The following is a 19,756-nucleotide window of genomic DNA, read 5'->3' as shown; positions in this document are numbered from 1 at the left end:
GCCTCATCCGCCCTCGACCGGGTGACTTCGGCACGTCAGGGGCTCCGCCCGCCGGGCGGTGGGTATGGCGTGGCGATGGGCATGATGACTGACTACCGGTGGCGTCGCGGTGCCGCTGCTTTCGCGCTGACCCTGCCGATCTGGGCGGCTACCGGCTGTGAACAGCGGTCGTCGCTTGTGGCCGAGTCCTCCCCTGCCGCCGCGACCGGGTCGGATGCAAGCGGACGTGAGGCCTGCGCTGAGTTTCAGTCGGGATGGCGGCGGGCCGCCGATACACCGGCGCGGTTACAGCTGGCCGACTCGGTCGACCGGCGGGCGCGGCGCAGCGACAGCGCGGCGATAGCGGAGAGTGTCGCGGCGTTGGGGCGCAGTGCTGATGACGGCGACCGCGCGTGGCGAGCGGCAGCGAGCGATCTGCTGCGCGCCTGTCGCCAGGCGGGATCGAGCACCACGGCGCCGACGCTGCCGGTCACTGGTTGAGAACGCCCGATGCCCAAGGACATCCCCTCGGAGTCGTCGGCATAGCCCCCGGTAGGTCGCCCGCATGGTCGCAGACCCGCAGGGCGGTGGAGTCGGTGCCGCCGGCGTACCGGCCCGGCAGCCACGACGGCCGGGTCGAGCCGGGGCCGAGCAGGTAGAAAACCCGGACGCCGCGGTCGGCGGCGAACCATTCGAGTTCCTCACGGAACGCGGTCTCGGCCTCGGCGCGGGCCCGGTAGATCAGGGCGGCTTCGCCCGGGACATACGGAAGTTCGCCGCACTGCTCAACACCGCAGGCTCAGTCCGTGGCGCTGTTGGGAGCCGGCCGATAACCGCCGCGGCGTTCTTCACCGTGGCGTTCGGTGACGGTCGTCAGGTCGGCGCTCACCTCGTACATGACCCTGTTGCCGGCCTTGGTGCCGAGAACGTGATAGCTGCCGTCGCTGTCCTTGCGAACGACAGAAACGGTGACGGCGGGTTCTTTCACCTTGACTGCGGCAGTGACCTTGGCCAGCTCGTCACCCGTTACCGCAGTCCCGGCTGCTTCGCCCCGGCCGCCGCCGCGGTGTCCGCCTTGCCGTTCGGTGATGGTCTTCAGGTCGGCGCTGACCTTGTACATCACCGGGGCGCCGGCTTTGGTGGCGAACACGCGGTAGGAGCCCTCGCTGTTCTTGCGAACGTTGGTAACGGTGACGGCGGAGTCCTTGGCCTTGACCGCGGCGGTGACCTTGGCCAGTTCGTCCCCGGTGACCGGCGTGTCGTTCGAGGCGCCGGGGTGGCCGTAGCCGTTCGGCGTGCTGCTGGTTGCGGAGGTCTTCGTGGCGGCGTCCGCCAGGGTGGCGCCTCCGAGGATCACCAATCCCGCCGCAGCGGTGCCCGCCACGGCGAGGCCTACCTTTTTCACCGACACATTCGCTCCTGTTCGCTCGAGGGAAGGACGACGCGAGATCGGCCCGGGTCGACGTCGGAAGCGTTCCAACAACACCTGTGGGGACACTGTCAGGACCATTGTTCCGCCCTGGGAATCAGCCGCCGGGACGAGATCAACGGTGTTCGACCGCCGTAGCCTCATGCTCGAGCAGCGGTGTCACTACGCCGGATTCGTTCGGCTGACAGCCCCTTGATGCGCCGCTACGCGGCGCTGGTGCGCAGCGGGGCGAGTGCGGTGCTCCACGCTACGACCTGGTCGAGCAGCTTGGTGAGGGCGGTGTTCTGGTAGTCGGCGGGGGCGAACTCGGTGCGATCGCGGAAGTCGGTGGCCAGGTCGAGGGCGACCTGCGCGGTGACGTCGGCGACCTGCATCGAGCCCATGACCAGCCGCAGCTGTTCGGCGGCGCGAACACCGCCGTTCCAGCCGTAGGAGACGAAGCCCGCGGCCTTGTTGTTCCACTCGGGATAGACGCGGTCGAGGGCGTTCTTGAGCGGTCCGGGCATGCTGTGGTTGTACTCGGGGGTGACGATGACGTAGCCGTCGTACCGGGCCACGGTGGTGGCCCAGGCCTTGGTGTGCTCGTGGGTGTAGTGGCCGCGTGCGGGCGGGACCGGTTCGTCGATGTCGGGCAGGTGATGCTGGGCGAGGTCGACCAGTTCGAACCGGGCGTCGGTGCGCTCGCGGGCCTGGTCGAGGACCCAGTGCGCGACATTTTCGCCTTGGCGGCCGGGGCGGGTGCTGCCGAGGACGATCGCAATCGTGGTCATCGGGGCGTCAGTCACTTCCGGCCGCAGGGTGATCAGGTGGTCGGGCATTTTCACTGGGCTTCCGCGTAGGCGGCGAACTGGTCGAGCAGGCTGTGCGGGGCGCGCTCGTCGAAGCAGAGCTCCAGGTTGCGGGCGGCTTCCCCGGCGGCTTCGGCGCTGCGTGGGAACAGGTCCTTCTCGTACGCGGTGAGAGCGGCCTCGATGTGGCCGGGGTGGGCGGCGATGGCCTGGCCGAGTTCGGCGCCGTCGAGCATGGCCAGGTTGGCGCCCTCGCCGGCGAACGGCGACATGAGGTGGGCGGCGTCGCCGAGCAGGGTGACGCCGGGAATCCGGTCCCAGCGGTGCCGGATGGGCAGGGCGTTGATCGTACGGGGGACCAGGGCGCTGTCGGCCTCGGCGATCAGGGCGTGGAACTCCGGCGCCCAGTCGGCGAACTCGCCGAGCAGGACGGCTTTGCCCTTGTCGGTGTCGGTCCAGTCGACAGTGCCGACCCAGTCCGCGGGTTTGGTCAAGGCGATGTAGATGTGCAGGCTGCCATCGGTCTCGGCGTGGGCGAGGAAGCCCTGACCGGCGCCGAGCGCGAACAGCATGCCGGCGCCCACCGTCGTCGCCGGGCCGGGGTGGCGCTGCACGGCGTCGCGGTGGTCGAGCTCGATGAACGACATGCCGGCGTAGGCGGGCTGGGCGTCCGACAAGAGCGGCCGTACTCGCGACCAGGCGCCGTCGGCGCCGACGAGCAGGCCGGTGGTGACGGTCGACCCGTCGGCGAAGGTCAGCTCGTGCTCACCGCCGCCCAGGCCTTTCACCCCGGTCACCTTGCTGCCCCACCGGATGGTGCCTTCGGGAAGCGAGTCGAGCAGCATCGTGCGTAGATCACCGCGGTCGACCTCGGGGCGGGCGCCGGCATCGTGGCCGACGTCGTGGCCGGGATCGTCGTTCTCATCGGTGTACACGGTGCCGTGCTTGTCGAGGATCCGGGTCGCCTCGCCACCCTGGTGGATGATCTTCTTGAACTCGTCGAACAGCCCGGCGGCCTTGACCGCGACCTGGCCGTTGTAGTCGTGGATGTCGAGCATCCCGCCTTGGGTGCGGGCTTCGGGTGAAGCGTCCGACTCGTAGATGGTCGACGCAATCCCGTGGACGTGCAGCACCCGGGCGAGTGTCAGGCCGCCCAGACCGGCTCCGATGATGGTGACAGGTGTGGTCATGTCTTCCTCCAAGTGGTCGAAGTGATGCGAGAGATGACGAACGCGTTCGTGGCGAACGTGTTTTTCATGGGCAAGGTTGACCCTCCAGCTCACAAGAGCTGGAGGAAGTCTTCAGCTGCGCTCGCTGCCGGCGGCCGGCGCGGGTAGGGCAACGGTGGAGATGCCGGTGATCAGGACGTCGAACATCCAGGCCAGCCGCTGTGCCCCGGTGCCCGAGAAAAGCTCGTTGCGAGCGCGAGCGATGTTCGGGCAGTCGCCGTCAGCGGCATCGTTCAGCGCCTCGACGAAGGCGTCCTGCTCGGCTTGGGCATCGACAGCCTCGTCGCGGACGCCGTGTTCGGCGGCAGTGGCAGTGCCGTGTTGCAGGAGCAGGTCGACGCCCCACGCCGCCTGGGCCACCGGTACGCCACCGACGTGCATCAGTCCGAGCAGCGTGTCGACAAGGCGTACGTAGTTCGCGCCGGAGGGGCGCAGCGCCAGCACGGATCGGGCCAGGCTCGGCTGGCCGAGGAGCAGCTGCGTGTATCCGGTGAGCAGCCCGACGAGCTCACCGCGCCATCGCTCACCCACGTCGGCCGGGTCGACCACGGGAAGGGCGGTGAGCAGCTCGTCAAGGATCGCGCCGTGCAGCTCCGCCATGTTGTGCACGTACACGTAGAGCGAGGCGGGGCCGGTGTCGAGCTCGGCCGCCAGCCGCCGCATCGTCACCCGCTCCAGCCCCTCCTCCTGCATGATCCGCAGTGCCGCAGCTACGGCGCCGGCCCGGCTCAGCGGCGGCTTGGCCGGCCGGTCGCGGCGGCTGACGGGAACTCGGCGGGAACTCATAACACGATCGTAGCGAACATGTTCGTGATTGCCAAGCGCGGGCCATGCCCATGTGCGTGCCGTCAGTGGCCACGTCTGTCGCAGCGTGGACAGCGTCTCGGCCAGCAGGGAGGTCGTATCGCCCTCGGACACGTCGCCAGCTCGGGGGGGGGGGGGGGTGTCGGCGGGCCGGGTACCCGGTGACCGTGCCGGCGCGGTACGCGGCTCTGCCGGACGCCTGTTGTGACTCCGCCTCGCCGCGCAGACAAGGCAGGAACGTTCCGGCCGGGCAATGCCGCCGAGCTGGGATTTGACATCGGCGGTCAGCGTGAGGACGGCTCGGTGATGGGCAGACTGACCAGGAACCGGGTGTCGCCGGGCTGTGACTCCAGCACGATGTCCCCGCCGTGGCCGTTGACCACGATCCGGTACGAGATGTCCAGGCCCAGGCCGGTGCCCTCACCCACGGCCTTCGTGGTGAAGAACGGCTCGAAGACCCGCTTGCGCAGCGCCTCGGGCACGCCGGGACCGGTGTCACCGATCGAGACGATTACGTGGTCGTCACTGCGGTACGTCCGGATGGTCAGCGTGCCGGCACCGTTCATGGCCTGCAGTGCGTTGTCGATGATGTTGGCCCACACCTGGTTGAGCTCGGCCGGGTGGGCCGGGATCTGCGGCAGGTCGCGGGCGAAATCCTTGACGACCCTGATCCCGTTGCCGATCTTGTGGCCCAGCAGGACCAACGTGCTGTCCAGCCCGGTGTGCATGTCGATCCATTGGTGCGCGGCCCGGTCCAGCTGCGAGTACTGCTTCGCTGAGGTGACCAGCGACGACACGCGTCCGGTGGCGTCCTCGATGTCGCTCATCAACTGTTCGGTCTCCAGGGCGTACCCGATCCAGTGGATGGCTTGGCCGAGCAGGCCCGACTCGACCAGCTTGATCTTGATCTCCTCGAGGCAGTCGACGTCGAGGCCGCCCTGGGCGTAGACCGGCGCGAGGTCCCAGCCGCCGGTCACGTTGTGCTCCTCCATCCAGTCGCCCAGTTCGTCCTCGCGGTCAGAGGCCTGCATGGCGGTCAGTGCGGGGGCCTTGGCGGCCCGCTCGATGACGTCCTCCTGCAACTCGACCAGCGCGTCGAGGAGTTCCGGGGCGACCTTGCCGGCAGCCAGCAGGCCGAGCTTGTGCCGCATGCCGGCGAGCCGCAGGCGCAGCGCCCCGGTGGCCCGCGCCGCCGCGGCGGCCGGATTGTTGATCTCGTGCATCAGGCCTGCGGACAGGGCGCCGAGCGCCACCAGCCCCTGCCGTTGACTGATCGCATCCTGGGGGCCGAGCACCCCGAGGAGGAGGCCCTCGATGAGGTGCTGGGCCATCGGGTACCACTCGCGCATCAACCGGCTGAAGTCGGCCGCGGACATCACGAAGAAGTCGGCGTCGTCCAGCGCACGCATCGACAACATGTACTTGTGCTCGACACCTTCGTCCCGGATGTATGCCTGGGTCGCGCCCATGTAGACGCCGCGCTGCTCCGTACGGGTGGTCTGAACGTCGTCCGGGCCGACCCGGCGGGTGAGCGCGATCGTGCCGCTGAGCAGCACGAAGAACTTGTCGGCGAGCTCACCCTCGTGAATGGCGAACTGGCCGGCCTCGACGTGCTGGGTGTAGCCGAGCTCGGCGATCCAGGTGAGCTGCTCGCCGGTCAGCTTCTCGAAGAGGAACAGGGTCTTGAGCTCGGCAGGGGTGATTGTTCCCAGCGCGCCGGTGTCGGTCATTGCTGCGCCTCCAGATAGCGATGAACCAGTGTGACGCCATCGCGCCTTCGCCGACCGTCGAGGCCACCCGTTCCGCACCCATAGACATGGAATGGCTTGACCGCTGCATCCAACGATCAAGCCATTCCGTCGTCGTTGTCAGCCGGCGCTGACCCGTAGCTGGGTCATGAGGTCCAAGGTGTCGGCGTTGAGCCAGTATTCGACGACCTGGTTGTTCGCCACTCGCAGGATGTCTGTGCCGTGGAAGGTGACGGCAGTGCCGACCGGGGCGCCGGCGCCGGGAACGCCGCCGCCGTAGTGCCCGGTGGCCACCCAGCGCACCACGACGTGGTCACCGTCGACGAGGGGGCCGACGTCGATGGTGAAGACGAGGTCGGACATGAGGGACCTCATCATCGTGACGAAGCCCTTCATGCCGGAGACACCGCCGACAGCGCTGCCATCGCCCCCGTCGAACATGGCGGCATGTACGCGGTTGTCCTCGGAGATGATCTTTTCGGCGATTTCGTAGTCGCCGTTCCACAGGGCGACCCAGTCCGTGGCGAGCGCGGTAGCGGCAGTCCGGTCGATGTTGTAGGTGCTATTGGCGTTTTCCACGATTTCCTCCATGGGGTTGCATCGGTTCCCGGAAGCGATCCCTCGCATCGGGCAACCGGGGGCGATGAGCTGGAGCGGGCGGGTCAGGTGCCTGTGGATGCGCCGGCCGGGGCGCCGTGGGGTGCGGGAGAGCCGGCCCGGCGCAGAAGTGCGGCGGCGACCGCGAGTTGCCAGATGACGATGGTGTAGACCGAGCCGCGTTCGATGGCGCCGGAGGGCAGGCCGGCGTTGAAGGTGAGGAAGAGGGCCGTTACGGAGGCCAGGCCGAATGTTCCGAGGACGATGCTGACGAGGCCGATCAGTCGTGTCGGGGAGGTTTTTCGCCAGTGGAGGCCCAGGACGAGGGCGAGCACGTTGCCGCCGAGGATGGCCAGCGTTGCTCCGGTGAAGTGCAGGGGGAGCGTGCCGTTCTGTTGTGCTTGCAGGGAGCCGTGGAAGGTGCCGACCAGAATGTAGCCGATCATGGTCACGGTCCCCGTTACGGCGGTGAAGGTTCGGGGCCGCCCGTTGAGCGTCCGTGACAGCAGCACGGTGGCGATCCCGAAGAGGATGCCCTGAACGATGAATCCGGTGTTCATGATCGCGTGCAGGGGTGAGTCGAGCTGTCGGCCTTGGAAGACGCCGGCGGTTGCGGATCCGAGGTCGCTGATCCAGTTGTCGGCGTAGCTGTAGCTAGGCGATTTCCACGCCGCGGCGGCGATCGCTTCGGCGGCGAGGTAGATCACCGGGCCCAGGAGGAAGGCGGCAGCCGCGAGGGGGCGGAGCTTGTTCACGATGTGTTCCATTTCCGTCGATTCAGTCAAGTTCGAAGGGTCGCGTTCTCGGCAAGCCCTTGGTTGTCGGTCTTGGACTGGAACTTCTCGTAGATCCAGGTGGCCTGGCCGGCGGGGGAGTCTGCCAGAGCGAATCCGACAGTCTGCGGCTTCGTGGCTTGAAGGTGGTTCGAGCCACCGAGATCGCCGGTGTAGAGGGCAAGGGTCTGCACGGCGTGGCGCTGTTCGGGCGACAAGGTGTCGGGTATCTGTGCGGAAAAGGCGAACTGGGTGTTCAGATGAATTCCGATCAGGCCCTCAGGTTGCATGGCCCCGAGGGCGGTGGTGACAACGGCACCCCAGTCCCCGCCTTGCGCGGCCCATCTCGGGTAGCCGAGACGTTTCATCAACTCCACCCATGCGCCGGCGATGCGCGGTACAGCCCACCCGCTCGAGTCGGGGATCGAGACGGTGAACGGGCGGTCCAGGATTCCTTGGGGGTTCACCACCTCAGCTTGTCGACGTCTTGGCTGCGAATCCTCACGCCGATGGGGGTCTGGGTCTCACCCGAGAGAGGGAGAAGGCAGTCCCGCCGGTGAAGGACGACGTGGCCGCCGCGCGCGCCGAGGATGAATCTCGTCAGCCCGGCAAGCCACATCGGACGTAGAGGAACCTCATGAAGAAGAAACGATTCGCCGCAGCCCTGGCCGCGGTGACCGCGGCGGCCGCGGTCGTCACCGCGGGTGCCGCCGCGCCGATGGCCACGGCCGGTGTCCAGTCCACGCTGACGGCCTCCACCGAAACCGTGCGGGCCCTGGCCGAGTGCCCGGAGTTGCCCAGCGTGCCGACCGCGCGCTGCGGACAGATCACCGTGCCCCGCGACCGCACCAACCCGGGCAAAGGCACGATCGACATCGGTTTCGCGCTGGTGCCGCACACCGACACTTCGCAGCCGGGACTGGGCACGGTGGTGCCGAATCCGGGCGGTCCCGGCTCGTCGACGATCGACCTGGCCGGCCAGTCGTTCGCCGAGGCGCTCGCGCCGCTACTCAACCGTCGTGACCTGCTGCTGATCGACACCCGCGGGGTCGGCCGCTCGACTCCGCTGAGCTGCGCGGCGCTCGACGGCCCGGCCCGGGTGTTCGCTTCCCTGCCCAAGCAGCGTCAGATGATCGGTGAGTGCGGGCACCAGCTCGGCGACACCGTGTCCGACTACAGCAGCATCGCCGTCGCCGACGACGTCGACGCCGTACGGAAGACACTGGGCCTGAGCCGCCTCGACCTGCTCGGTGTCTCCTACGGTACTTATCTGATGGCTACCTACGCTCAGCGGTACCCGCAGCACGTGCGTACGGTCAGCATGGCCGGTGCGTACGCGGTCAATGTCGACACCACGGGCGAAGTCAACGCGGTCGCCTTCCGGCGGGCGGTGCGCCTGGTCTGCGAGCGGACCGGCGAATGCGACGGCGACCGGGTGCTCTCGGACCTCGCCGCGCTGATGAAGCGGTTGCGGAAGCACCCGGAAAAGCTCACCGTCAGCTACGACGGCGTCAAGCACCGGGTCACCCTGGACGAGTGGCAGATGACCTCGGTGGCCGGCCAGGTCTACGCCAAACTGCCCGACACCAAGGTCGAGCTTGCCCTGGCACGCGCCGCGTCCGCCGCACGCCGCGGCGATCTCGCCCCGGTACGCGATCTGGTTCGCAAAAGCCTGATCAAGTCGGCCGAGGACGCTTCCTACGGCCCCGCCCTGATCTCCGACGCACAGTCCTGGGCCGTCACCTGCCACGACTACCTGCGCGACTTCGACTACGCCGACCCGGTCGCGAAGCGCACCCGGCAGTACGACGCAGCACAGGCGAAGCTCGACGACGCCGACTTCCGGCCGTTCTCCGCGAAGGTGTGGGTCTCCCGGGCTGACTACGACACCGGGGCGTGCCTGCGCTGGCCGGCTGACACCGCCGCGCAGCCCCCGTTCGCGCCGGGAGCATCGATGCCCGACGTGCCGGTTCTGGTACTCAGTGGTGATCTTGACGCGAACACCCCGATCGAATCCGGGGACGCCGCCGCCGCGCAGTTCCCGCGCGCCACCCACAAGGTGATCGAAGGCGCGGGACACACCCCGGCCACCACCGACGAGGGCGTCAACGAAATCATCATGTTCATCCGCGACGCGAAGGTCTGAACCACCGATGCGGAAAAGGGGCCGTCTTGCGTGACGAACACGATGAGAACGCCGCACTACGCCGGCAGTCGCTGCTCATCGCGATGGGATGCGTGATCGCCGACGGCGTCCCCTTCCTGCTCAATATGTCGAAGTACCCGCCGCACCCGGCCATCTGGATCGCCGGCCTGGCGATCCTCTTGGCCGACCTGGCCCTCGCGCTGCCGGCCCGGACCGCCGGGCCGGTGGCGGTGGCCCACGCCGTCGTCCGGGCGGCGGTGGCGCTGCTCCTGCTGGCCGCCATCGGCGACCGCGACAGCATCGGCAACGCGACCGGGCTGGCCGTCGCCGGGTACCGGGCTGGAGCCTGGGTTGCCGGGCGGCGCTCCTGGGCGGCGCTGGCCGCCCTCATCGCCGGCATGACCGTGACCCAGGTGATCCAAGGCTTCGGCGGAATCACCGAAAGCATCCTGGTCACCCTCTCCAACACCGTCCTGCCGTGGATGCTCGGCCGGCACACTACCGGTCGCAGCGGCTACATCGCGGAAGTCCGCCGCCGGGCCGAGCAGATCCAGTGGGAAGCAGAGGAGAACCGGCGTGACGCGGACCTCGCGCTGACCCAGGCGATCGAGACCGAACGTACGGCGATCGCCCGCGACCTGCACGACACGATCTCGCACCACGTCAGTGCGGTCGGTGTGCACGCGGCTGCCGCCCGTCTCGGCATGACGTCGGGTCTACCGGCCACCCAGGACCGCACGGTGACCTCGCTGGAACAGGTCGAGACCTCGAGCCGGGCCGCACTCGGCGACCTGCGCCGCATGCTCGACCTGTTGCACGGCAACGACACCGACGGGGTACGCCAGCCGGGTCTCGACGCCCTCGACGCCCTCATCGACGGCAGCCGCCGCGCCGGCCTCACCGTGAACCTGACCATGGACGACGCCATACCCCAGGCCCTGCCGAAGTCGCTGAACCTCGCGGCCTACCGCATGGTCCAGGAAGTGCTCACCAACGCCCTGCGCCACGGCGACGGTACCCTCGACCTGGTCCTCACCCGGAACGGCGACGAGCTCCGGATCGCGGCAACCAACACCAGCAAAGCCCAGCCCGGTACGAGCTCCGGCACCGGACGAGGCCTGGACGGCATCCGCCACCGGGTCGGCATATTCGGCGGATCCCTCACGGCCGGACCCCCACCGGACGCGCCCGGCGCCTGGCACACCGGCATCACCATTCCGCTCCAGGAGTCCCGTTGACCACGATCCGCGTCCTGCTCGCCGACGACCACGAGTTCTTCCGCTCCGGGTTCCGCGCCGCCCTGGAGACTCAGCCCGACCTCGAATGCGTCGGCGACGTCGGAGACGGACAGGCCGCCGTGACCGAGATCGAACGGCTACGCCCCGACGTCGCCGTCCTGGACATCCGCATGCCCCGGATGGACGGCCTCACGGCCGCCGAAACCGTCCTGTCGCGCGGCGCCGAAACCCGCATCATGCTGCTCACCACCTACGACGACGACAGCTACGTCTACCGCGGCCTGCGCGCCGGAACCAGCGGATTCTGCCTCAAAAGTATGCCCGTCGAGGAACTGCTCAACGCCATCCGCGTCGTGGCCCGCGGAGACGCACTCATCGACCCGTCAGTGACACGTCGCCTGGTCACCCGATTCGCCAACGGACTCGCTCCAACCACTGTGGACAAGCCTGCCGAACTCGACCGGCTGACCACCCGAGAACGCGAGATCCTCCTCGAGGTCGCCCGCGGCCATTCCAACGCCGAGATCGCGAAACGCCTGTACGTCGGGGAACAGACGGTCAAGACCCACGTGTCTCACCTGCTGACGAAACTGGGGCTGCGCGACCGGATCCAAGCCGTCATCTTCGCGTACGAGAACACGCTGCTCTGATCCAGGCGGTCCGTGACAGCCTTCCAGCTCGCCGCTCGGCCCCACCGATCGACGAATCTCTCGATGACTGTCGCACCGCCCTAGCCACCCGGCTGAGCGGACCGCGAACCGTCAGTGGTCCATCGGGATGCCCAGGCTGTCGCGTAGGCCGCTGGCGCGGGTGATCGGCCTGGTGACTGCGGCCCGGACGGCCTCTTCGCTGCCGAGGATGCGCAGGCCGCTCTGGGCCCGGGTCACTGCGGTGTAGAAGAGCTCGCGCGTCAGCAGGGGTGAACCGGCGGGCGGCAGGATGAGGGAGACGCGGTCGAACTGGCTGCCCTGGCTTCGGTGGACGGTCATCGCGTACAGGGTCTGGGCCTCGGAAAGTCGCGACGGTGGGATCAGCATGGTGTCGCCGCCGCGGGCGAAGGCGGCGCGGGGGCCGTCGGGCGTCTGGATGACGACGCCGGTATCGCCGTTGTAGAGGCCGGTGTCGTAGTCGTTGGCGGTGATGAGGACCGGGCGGCCCACCGGTGAGTCGGTGGGGAGCCAGCTTTCGACTTCGGCGGTCCAGCGTGTGACACCGTACGGGCCATGGCGATGCGCGCAGAGCAGCCGATGCCTTCCCAGACCTTCCAGCGCTGCGGGCGCGTCTCCGCGGGAGGCCGCGTCGGCGACCGTTTCGAGGGCGGCCATCACCTCGCTGCGCAGACCGGCGCACGACTGTGGCGCGGATTCGACGAACTCCAGTTCGTTGCTGCCCGAGCGCAGCAGGGCCACCACGGCGTCGTCGTCTCCGGCGCGTACGGCGGTGGCGAGCTGGGCGATGGCGCCGCCGAACCGCCACACCCGGTCGAGGGTGACGACGCCGTTGACGACGGTGCACGACTCGCCCAGCGAGTTCAAGGAATGGGACAGTGCGGCCTCAGGCAGGCCGTCAGCGGCGACGATGTCACTCAGGACGGCGCCGGCCTCGACCGAGGCCAGTTGGTCGGGGTCACCGACCAGGATCAGTCGCGCGTCCGGGCGTACGGCTTCGATCAGTCGAGCCATCAGCGTCAGCGACACCATGGACGTCTCGTCGACCACCACGACGTCGTACGGGAGCCGGTGTGCGCTGTGGTGGCGGAACCGGGTGCGCGAGCCCGCCCGTCGCCCGAGCAGCCGGTGCAGCGTCGAGGCCCGCAGGTCCGGCAGCGGGTTACCCGGCAGCTCCCGGGCCACCTCGCGCACGGCTTCCTCGAGGCGGGCGGCCGCCTTGCCGGTGGGCGCGGCGAGCGCGATGCGCGGGGGAGTGCTCGCCTGGGCGTACAGCACGGCCAGCAGCCGGGCGATCGTGGTCGTCTTGCCGGTGCCCGGCCCGCCGGCCAGGACGGAGACCCACCGCAGCGCGCTGACGGCCGCGGCAAGGCGCTGCTTGCCCGGCAAGCCTTCGAGATCAGCGCGCAACCGTTCCACATCCACGGGAGGTGGTGGTGCGGCCGCGCGGTCTTGCAGGTGGCGGCGTATCGAATCCTCCTGGCGCCAATAGCGGTCCAGATACAACAGGCCCCGGACCAGCCGCAGGGGGCGTCCGGATTCCCCGGAGGCTGCGACGACGGGGCTGCGTTCACAGGCGGCCTGCCACGCCGGGGGTTCGGGCCACGGCAGGGCGCCGACGTCGACCTCCTCGTCGGTCGTGGTGGTGCTCCGGACCGAGGCGAGCTCGACGCAGACCGAGCCGAGGCGCACCGCCCGCACGGTCAGCGCGACGGCGAGCTGGACGGTCTCGTCCGGCTCCCCGCCCAGCAGGGCGACGCGCCGGGCGACGTGGACGTCGGCCAGGGCGAGCACGCCCGCGTCGTTGAAGGTGGCGAGAAGGCCGGTGGCGCGCAGAGCGAGCAGGGTCAACGGGAGCCTCCGTCGAGCAGGTCGGACACGTCCTCGACGAGTGCGTGCGGCGGCCGCCAGCTGAAGACGCCGTGCCCGCTGGGAGTCCGCGGCCCGCACATGCCTCGGAGGAACAGGTAGAGCACGCCACCCAGGTGCTGGGCCGGTTGATAGTCCGGCTGCCGCCAGCGCAGGTACCGGTGCAGCGCGGTCGCGTAGAGCAGAGCCTGGAGCGGGTAGTGCGCGGCGATCATCGCCCGGCTGAGCGCCTCGGGCCGATAGTCGTGGGCGGTGAGGACGCCGTCGAACGAGCCGAGCCAGTTCGACTTGTAGTCGGCGACGACGTAGCGCGGGCCGGGGAGTCGCAGCACCACGTCGATGCTGCCGGTGAGGTAGCCGCGCAGCGGTTGGGGGCCCAGCGCGGGTGAGCGCAGTTCGTCGGCGTAGCGGGCCAGCGGGTCGCCGGGGTCCAGGTGCCGCTCGAAGCAGTCGCCGAGGGCGCTCAGGGTGGCCGCATCACCTTCCCGGGGACGGTCGCCGCCGTGCAGCGGAAGCTCGAACTCCAGCTCGTCCAAGCGGTCGCCGCGCCCGAAATCGGCCAGCCGCCGTTGGTCGGCGATCGGGCCGAGCGGGGTGCGGAGCGCGGGAATCAGCGCGGCCGCCAGATCCGGGTCGCCGGTATGCGAGGTCAGCTCGCCCATCAGGTCCTCGGCGGCGAAGTCGCACCTCTCCAGCACGGAGTGCAGCAGGGTGCCGAACGCGGTCCCGGTCGGCAGCCCGGCCATGGGCGACCGGAGGTCCGCGCCGGCGTCGGTGGCCGGAAGGGGCGGTACGGGCGGCTCGTCGTCCTCCGGGCCGGTCTCGCTGCCGACCCCGGGGCCGTCGTGGTGGTCGGCGGTCAGCCGCGAGTAGGAGGTGCGCCGCCAGCCCAGGTCGAGCCAACGGCCGAAGCGGGCCGCGGTCAGCTTCGGCTGTGTGGCGTCGGGCGGGGTCCACCCGGCGGCCCGGGCCGGTACGACCGGCTCCACCGCGAGATGCTCCGACGCCAGACGTCCGAGCTGATCGAGGACGGCGGGGTCGTCCGGGACGTCGTACTCGTGATCGGGGGTCTGGCCCTCGGCCGGACGGCCGAACAGGAACCGATGCAGCGCCGACGATCGGGTGTTGAGGGTCGGCGCCCACCACGCGACCACCTGGCAGGCGGCGCGGGTCAGGGCCACGTACATCAGGCGCAGATCCTCGCCGTCCTCCTCGTCGCGATGCCGGCGCGAAGCCTGGCGGAAGCCCGGCCCGTTGGGGCCGCCGACGTCGAGGACCCGGGCGCCGCGATCGTCGTGCAGCCGGAGCAGGTCGGGCTTTCCGGCGAAGCGGTCCCAGCCGAACGGTAGGAACACCACCGGGTATTCCAGGCCTTTGCTGCTGTGGACGGTCACGATCTGGACGGCGTCCGCGTCGGATTCCAGCCGGCGGCTGCGCTCGACGCTGACGTCGTGCGGGGCGTCGTCGATGCGCCGGCGCAGCCATTCGGCGACCGCGGTCAGGCCCAGCCCGCCCTCGACGGCGGCGGCGTGCAGCGCCATCCCGACGTGTCGCAGGTCGGTGAGGTGGCGTTCGCCGGAGCGGCGGGCGAGCAACCGGGCCGGAAGGCCGGTCGCGGTGACAGCCTCGAGCAAGGCGGCGACGCCGCGGGTGGTGACCAGCCGGGCCCAGTGCCGGAACGTGGTGCTGAGCTCGTCGAGGTCGGCCTCGGTGGCGGAGGCCAGGCGTTCGGCGGACCAGCCGACGAGCCCGCTCAGGGCGGCGGAGGCAACGCGGGTGCCGCGATGTGGCTGCTCCAGGGCCTCGAGCAGAGCCAGCCAGTCCCGGGCCGCCGTGGTGCCGAAGACGCTGGTCGTGCCGGCCAGGACGGCGGGAATCCCGACCGCGGTCAGCGCCTGCTGCACCTGGGCGCTCTGCCGATGGGTGCGCACCAGGACGGCTACGTCGCCGGGGGCCACCTCGCGCCCGTTCAGCAGGGTGGTCACCTCGGCCGCCAGGTCGGCGGTGACGGCGGCACGGGCATCGGGCGCCGAGACCAGCCCGTACTTGTTGAGCGGGAAGCCCTGACGCCCCAGGACGCGCAGGCGGAACGGCGCCCCGGGCAAGCGCGCGTCCGCGTGGGCCGCGCGCACCGGTCGTACGGTGATGCGGTTGTCGCCCAGGGCGGCCCGGCCGAAGATCGTCTCGAACGCGGCCAGGACGCCGTGGTCGCTGCGCCAGTTCGTGCCCAGCGTGGCGTGGGCGGGGGCGCCACCGGAGGCCGCGAGGTAGCTGACCACGTCGGCGCCGCGGAAGGCGTAGATCGCCTGCTTGGGGTCGCCGATCAGCACGAGCGTGGTGTGCCCGTGGAAGGCCGTGCGCACGATGTTCCACTGCACCGGGTCGGTGTCCTGGAACTCGTCGACCAGGACCACGGCATAGCGCCGGCGCAGCCGGAGGCAGGCGGCCGGACCGCGTACGGGATCGGTCAGTGCCGCGTCCAAGCCGGTCAGCATGTCGTCGAAGCAGTACAGCCGGCGCTCGCGCTTGCGGCGCTGCACCTCCTGCCGTACGGCCGAGGCGAACCGGTAGCGGACGTCCGCCTCATCGCCCGGTGTGCTGTCGGCCGGTTCCAGCCGGGCCTGGCCGTCGGTCACGGCCTGACGGGCGATCGCGAGGGCGACCGGGTGGGTGAAGTGCGGTGGCGGCGCGCCGGGGGTGGCGTACTTGCGGATGTAGAGATCGTCGACGACCTCGGTGATCAGGTCGTCGAGGTCTTCGACGAAGACGGCGTCGGGGTCGGCGTCGGCGGCGATGCCGAGACTTGCCAGCACCAGGTGGCAGAACTGGTGGGTGGTGGCGATGGTCGCGGCGTCGAAGTCGGCGACGGCTGCGGCCAGGCGACGGCGGCGCAGTACGACCTCGTCCGGCGGTGCGTCGGCCAGCAATGCCAGCACAAGGTCGTCCGAGGTGCGGGCACTCGCCGGGTCGGCCAGTCCGCGTTCCGCGCTGACGAGGCGTTCCCGTACGCGTTGGCGTAGTTCCGCGGTCGCCGCGCGGCCGAACGTGACCAGCAGCAGCTCGTCCAGCGTGGCCCGGCCCTCGGCGACGTAGCGTGCGGTGAGCGCGGCGATGGTGAACGTCTTTCCGGTGCCGGCGCTCGCCTCCAGCACCGTCGTGCCGCTCGGGAGCTGACCGCGTACGTCGAACGCCGTGGCCGTCATCAGAGCTGCTCCGAGATTTCGGTCTGGCACAGCGGCGCCCACAACCGCAGTGCCAGAGCGTCGAAGCGGACCGGGTCGCCGATCGCGTGCTCCAGAGCCGACTCAGGACCCCAGACCAGACAGTGCTCAGCCTCTTCGGCCTCCCCGCCGCCTTCGAAGCGGGTCCACTCGTTGCGCGCCTTGCCGTACGCGGTCTCGACATCTTTGCCGGAGATCCGGCACCGGGCATAGGCGTACGAGGTCTTGGGCGCCAGCGCGAGCGGCTCGCGCAGCCCCTCGTCGGCCAGCGTGACCAACTCGGCGAGCAGCCCGGCGGCGACGGACGCGTCGATCGGCCCGAACGTGGACCGGGCGGGCCGTCCGCGCTGACCCCGGCCGACCACCACCGACCGCCACGGGATGCCGGGGTTCGCGGCCGTCAGCGCGAGCAGATTGAGCCAGGCCTTCAGACGGTGCTTGGGCGAGACCCGGGAGAAGTTGATGGCGACGACGGTGTCGTCGTAGACGTCGCCGACAGTGCCGGTGAGCACCCGTCCGTCCGGCAGCGGCACGGTGATGTCGACGGCCTCCGGCGTCCCGTGCACGTGTGTCTTCGCCGCATCGGCGAGGGGCTGGGCCTCGGCGACGATCGAGTCGAGCAGCCGGACGCCCAGAGGCCCAGGTGGCATGGCGCCGCGCCGCCACTCCGCCTGCACTCCGTCGGTCAGGGTGGTGCCGCGCAGCATCGAGCGCAGCAACCGGTCCCCGACGGACCACCTCTGGAGGGCGTCGAGTTCGATCGGCAGGCCGTCGGCCGGGTCGTCGTCGTCATCGAACAGGCCGACGCCCAGCCGGCGGCGCAGGAAGGCCCGCACCGGATGGCCGAAGAACGCTTGCAGGTCGGTCAGTTCGACGGGGTCGTCGCCGATCGGCGGAAGGGGGGTGGCGAGGAACGCCGGCTCGCCGGCTCGTTCGCCGGTGGCTGCGACCGCGCCGTCGAGGGCGATCCGGTCGAAGCTGAACGGCTCGCCCGTGAAATTCCGGGCATCGAACGGCTGCAAGGGATGGTGGGTCAGCACGCGGTCGCGGACCGACCGGCCGCCCAGGGCGTCGAGCAACTCGTCCAGGGGGACGGCCGGTGGGCGGGGTGCGTTGGTCCGCTCGTCGGCGCCCGAATACAGCAGCACCAGCACCTCGGTCGCCGCCATCACGGCGTCCAGCAGCAGCTGCCGGTCCTCACCGCGCGGATCCCGCTCGCCCACACAGGGGATCCGGCCGAGCACGTCGTCGCCGTCCAGCCCGGCGCCCCGGGGGAACACGCCGTCGTCCAACCCGAACAGGCAGATCACCCGATGCGGCACCGACCGCATCGGGACCAGCGTGCACATGGTCAGATCGCCGGTCCGGAAGTTCGCACGGGTCGGGCTGCCGCCGAGCCGGCCGGCCAGCAGCGAACGCATGTCGGCGAGCCCGAGCACGCTGTCATTGGCCTGGTCGGCCAGCTCGGCGAGGGTGGCGTCCCATTGCGTACGCTGCCACGCGTCCGCCTCGGACACGTCGGTGAGCCCGTCCACCGCGTCGCCGATCGCCGCCAGCCACGCCCGAACGTCGCGCTCACCGGTGAAACTGCGCAGAGTCGCGCCGAGCCGATCGACCAGCTCGGCGAGGCGCCCGGTCAGGTCGACGTCACCCGAGTCCACATCGTCCAGAGGCAGCGCCGTCTCCAGCCATCGCGGCTCCTCCTCCTCGGACATGGCGGCGCCCAGCAGGATCCGGTCGAGCCCGGCCACCCACGTGTTCGAACGGACGGTCACGTGGAACTGCGATCGGTGCTCCGGGTCCAAACCCCAGCGCACGCCCGACTCCACCACCAGCTCGCGCAACCGGTCCAGATCGTCGTCGTCGAACCGGAACCGGCGGCGCACCGGGGCGGTGGCCGCGAGGTCGAGCACCTGCGCCGCCGTCACCCGGGCGTCGGCCAAGTCGAGCAGGTGGGTGACGGCGCCGAAGAGCGGGTTGAGCTGGCGCAGCGCCCGGTCGGCCAGCCGCACCCGGAGCCGGTGCGCGGGGTGCGCGGCGTCCGCCCCGAGCCCGAACGAGGCCGAGATGAGCGGCGCGAACGTTTCGATGTCGGGACACATCACGAGGATGTCCCGTGGCTCGAGGGTCGGATCGGCGGCGAGCAGGCCCAGGATGACCTCGCGAAGCACCTCGACCTGACGGTCCGGTCCGTGGCAGGCGTGCACTTGCACACTGCGGTCGGCATCGTCGATGACCGGGAGGTCGCCGGTCGCCCCCCGATCGTCGGCGACTGCTTGTTGCAAGAAGCCCAGCATCGTACGGGGGAATGCCGGCCCGGCGTGATGCTGCGATGCCGCCCCGGGGAGCGTGAGTTGCAGCTCCCGGGCGTCACGGCCCAGCGAGGCGAGCAGGGGATGCCGCGGCACGTCGCGTGTCGGGTCGCTGGTGCGGGGGAGCGTCCTCCGCTCCTGGGCGTACGGGGCGATCCGCTCCCACAACGCCGGTGACGGGTGCGGCAGCCACAGATGCACGTCGCGTCCGGCGGCCAGGGCGTCGAGCAGGGTGGCGTGGGCGGCGGGCAGCCGGGTGAGGCCGAAGACGGACAGCCGCTGGGGCAGGGACGACCGGTGCGGGTGCTGACGCAGCGTCTCGCACACGTCGGCCAGGCGCTCGGCCGGACTGGGCACGGTCATCCGCTTGCCCAGCCGGCGCCACAGCTCGGCCTGCCAGCACAGGTCGTCGGGTAGCCGGCTCCTGATGCCGTCCGTGTCATCGCCGGCCGACCAGGCCCGCACCATCTCGGGCCGGTGCCGGCCGTAGGAGTCGAACAGCTCGGCGAGATGCCGCGCGGTTGCCCAGCGCCGTCCCCGCCGGACCGGGTCGCCGTCGAGCGTGCCGAGGTAGGCGCCGAGAGCATGGCACCAGGGCTCGGGCGTGCACTCGTCGATGACCTCGAGCAGCGGCCAGACGAGCCGGTCGGGCCGCCAGGGATCGTCGCCCGCACCCGGCAGGCCGACCTGCTCGAGCAGATCGGCGACGGAGGGGAAGAGCACGTTGGCGCAGACGCCGTCCTCGTCGCCGGTCACCCCCAGCCGGTGCGAGAGGCGTTGCGCGAGCCACCGCTCGACCCCTTTTGACGGCACGCTGACAACCTCGGCCGCGAAGGGGTCGTCGAGTGGTTCTCGCAGGACGTCGGCGAGGGCTTCGGCCAGGCGCTCGGTCCGCTCGGCCCGATGGAGAAGCAACATGAGGCCCCGCTGTACCTCCGTGCCGGCATGCCACCAG

15 protein-coding genes are annotated in these 19,756 nt (G+C 70.3%); 4 read left to right on the top strand and 11 right to left on the bottom strand.

The features are described from left to right. Positions 1 to 69 precede the first annotated feature (69 nt). Positions 70 to 480, top strand: a complete 411-nt coding sequence (locus tag HJC40_RS35980) for a hypothetical protein (RefSeq protein WP_250007932.1) — start codon at positions 70 to 72, stop codon at positions 478 to 480. Between the two features lie 298 nt (positions 481 to 778). Here the strand turns inward: HJC40_RS35980 and HJC40_RS35975 are convergent, their stop codons facing one another. The 8 genes from HJC40_RS35975 to HJC40_RS35940 form a co-directional block, all read right to left on the bottom strand. Further along, positions 779 to 1,390, bottom strand: a complete 612-nt coding sequence (locus HJC40_RS35975; RefSeq protein ID WP_250007930.1) for a hypothetical protein — start codon at positions 1,388 to 1,390, stop codon at positions 779 to 781. A 221-nt stretch (positions 1,391 to 1,611) separates the two neighbouring features. Then, positions 1,612 to 2,178, bottom strand: coding sequence for an NADPH-dependent FMN reductase (locus HJC40_RS35970; RefSeq protein WP_250007929.1), 567 nt, complete (start codon positions 2,176 to 2,178; stop codon positions 1,612 to 1,614). 50 nt (positions 2,179 to 2,228) lie between these two features. Further along, positions 2,229 to 3,386, bottom strand: a complete 1,158-nt coding sequence (locus tag HJC40_RS35965; protein ID WP_250007928.1) for an NAD(P)/FAD-dependent oxidoreductase — start codon at positions 3,384 to 3,386, stop codon at positions 2,229 to 2,231. Positions 3,387 to 3,497: 111 nt separating this feature from the next. Next, a complete protein-coding gene (locus HJC40_RS35960) occupies positions 3,498 to 4,211 on the bottom strand; it encodes a TetR/AcrR family transcriptional regulator (RefSeq protein WP_250007927.1) in 714 nt (237 codons plus the stop codon). 302 nt (positions 4,212 to 4,513) lie between these two features. Further along, complete coding sequence (locus HJC40_RS35955; RefSeq protein WP_250007926.1) at positions 4,514 to 5,959, bottom strand: ATP-binding protein; 1,446 nt, start codon at positions 5,957 to 5,959, stop codon at positions 4,514 to 4,516. Positions 5,960 to 6,097: 138 nt separating this feature from the next. Then, positions 6,098 to 6,568, bottom strand: coding sequence for an ester cyclase (locus HJC40_RS35950; RefSeq protein WP_250007924.1), 471 nt, complete (start codon positions 6,566 to 6,568; stop codon positions 6,098 to 6,100). A 71-nt stretch (positions 6,569 to 6,639) separates the two neighbouring features. After that, positions 6,640 to 7,329, bottom strand: a complete 690-nt coding sequence (locus tag HJC40_RS35945; protein ID WP_250007923.1) for a DUF998 domain-containing protein — start codon at positions 7,327 to 7,329, stop codon at positions 6,640 to 6,642. Positions 7,330 to 7,355: 26 nt separating this feature from the next. Continuing rightward, positions 7,356 to 7,814, bottom strand: coding sequence for an alpha/beta fold hydrolase (locus tag HJC40_RS35940; RefSeq protein WP_250007922.1), 459 nt, complete (start codon positions 7,812 to 7,814; stop codon positions 7,356 to 7,358). Between the two features lie 170 nt (positions 7,815 to 7,984). On the opposite strand from HJC40_RS35940, the gene HJC40_RS35935 reads away from it, so the two are divergent. From HJC40_RS35935 to HJC40_RS35925, 3 genes are read left to right on the top strand one after another with little or no spacing between them, the layout of a single operon-like run. Further along, on the top strand, positions 7,985 to 9,493 hold the full coding sequence (locus HJC40_RS35935; RefSeq protein WP_250007921.1) for an alpha/beta fold hydrolase: 1,509 nt from the start codon (positions 7,985 to 7,987) through the stop codon (positions 9,491 to 9,493). A gap of 26 nt (positions 9,494 to 9,519) precedes the next feature. Beyond that, positions 9,520 to 10,731, top strand: coding sequence for a sensor histidine kinase (locus HJC40_RS35930; protein ID WP_250007920.1), 1,212 nt, complete (start codon positions 9,520 to 9,522; stop codon positions 10,729 to 10,731). Then, entirely contained in the window at positions 10,728 to 11,381 is a 654-nt protein-coding gene (locus tag HJC40_RS35925; protein WP_250007918.1) for a response regulator transcription factor, read from the top strand. Before HJC40_RS35930 ends, HJC40_RS35925 begins: the two co-directional genes overlap by 4 nt. A 111-nt stretch (positions 11,382 to 11,492) precedes the next feature. On the opposite strand, the gene recD is transcribed toward HJC40_RS35925, so the two are convergent. From recD to recC, 3 genes are read right to left on the bottom strand one after another with little or no spacing between them, the layout of a single operon-like run. Further along, positions 11,493 to 13,250 carry an exodeoxyribonuclease V subunit alpha gene (gene recD, locus HJC40_RS35920; protein ID WP_250007917.1) on the bottom strand — a complete coding sequence of 586 codons (1,758 nt, stop codon included), beginning with the start codon at positions 13,248 to 13,250 and terminating at the stop codon, positions 11,493 to 11,495. Then, positions 13,247 to 16,471 (bottom strand): UvrD-helicase domain-containing protein, encoded by a 3,225-nt coding sequence (locus HJC40_RS35915; protein WP_250007916.1) that lies wholly within the window; start codon positions 16,469 to 16,471, stop codon positions 13,247 to 13,249. The genes recD and HJC40_RS35915 overlap by 4 nt, the downstream gene beginning before the upstream one ends. Next, positions 16,471 to 19,719, bottom strand: a complete 3,249-nt coding sequence (gene recC / locus HJC40_RS35910; protein WP_250007915.1) for an exodeoxyribonuclease V subunit gamma — start codon at positions 19,717 to 19,719, stop codon at positions 16,471 to 16,473. Before recC ends, HJC40_RS35915 begins: the two co-directional genes overlap by 1 nt. Positions 19,720 to 19,756 lie beyond the last annotated feature (37 nt).

Source organism: Actinoplanes sp. M2I2 (genome assembly GCF_023544445.1).
In the GTDB taxonomy this organism is placed as follows: domain Bacteria; phylum Actinomycetota; class Actinomycetes; order Mycobacteriales; family Micromonosporaceae; genus Actinoplanes.
Note: the sequence above shows the minus strand (reverse complement) of the source record. Positions and strands in the feature narration are given on the sequence as shown.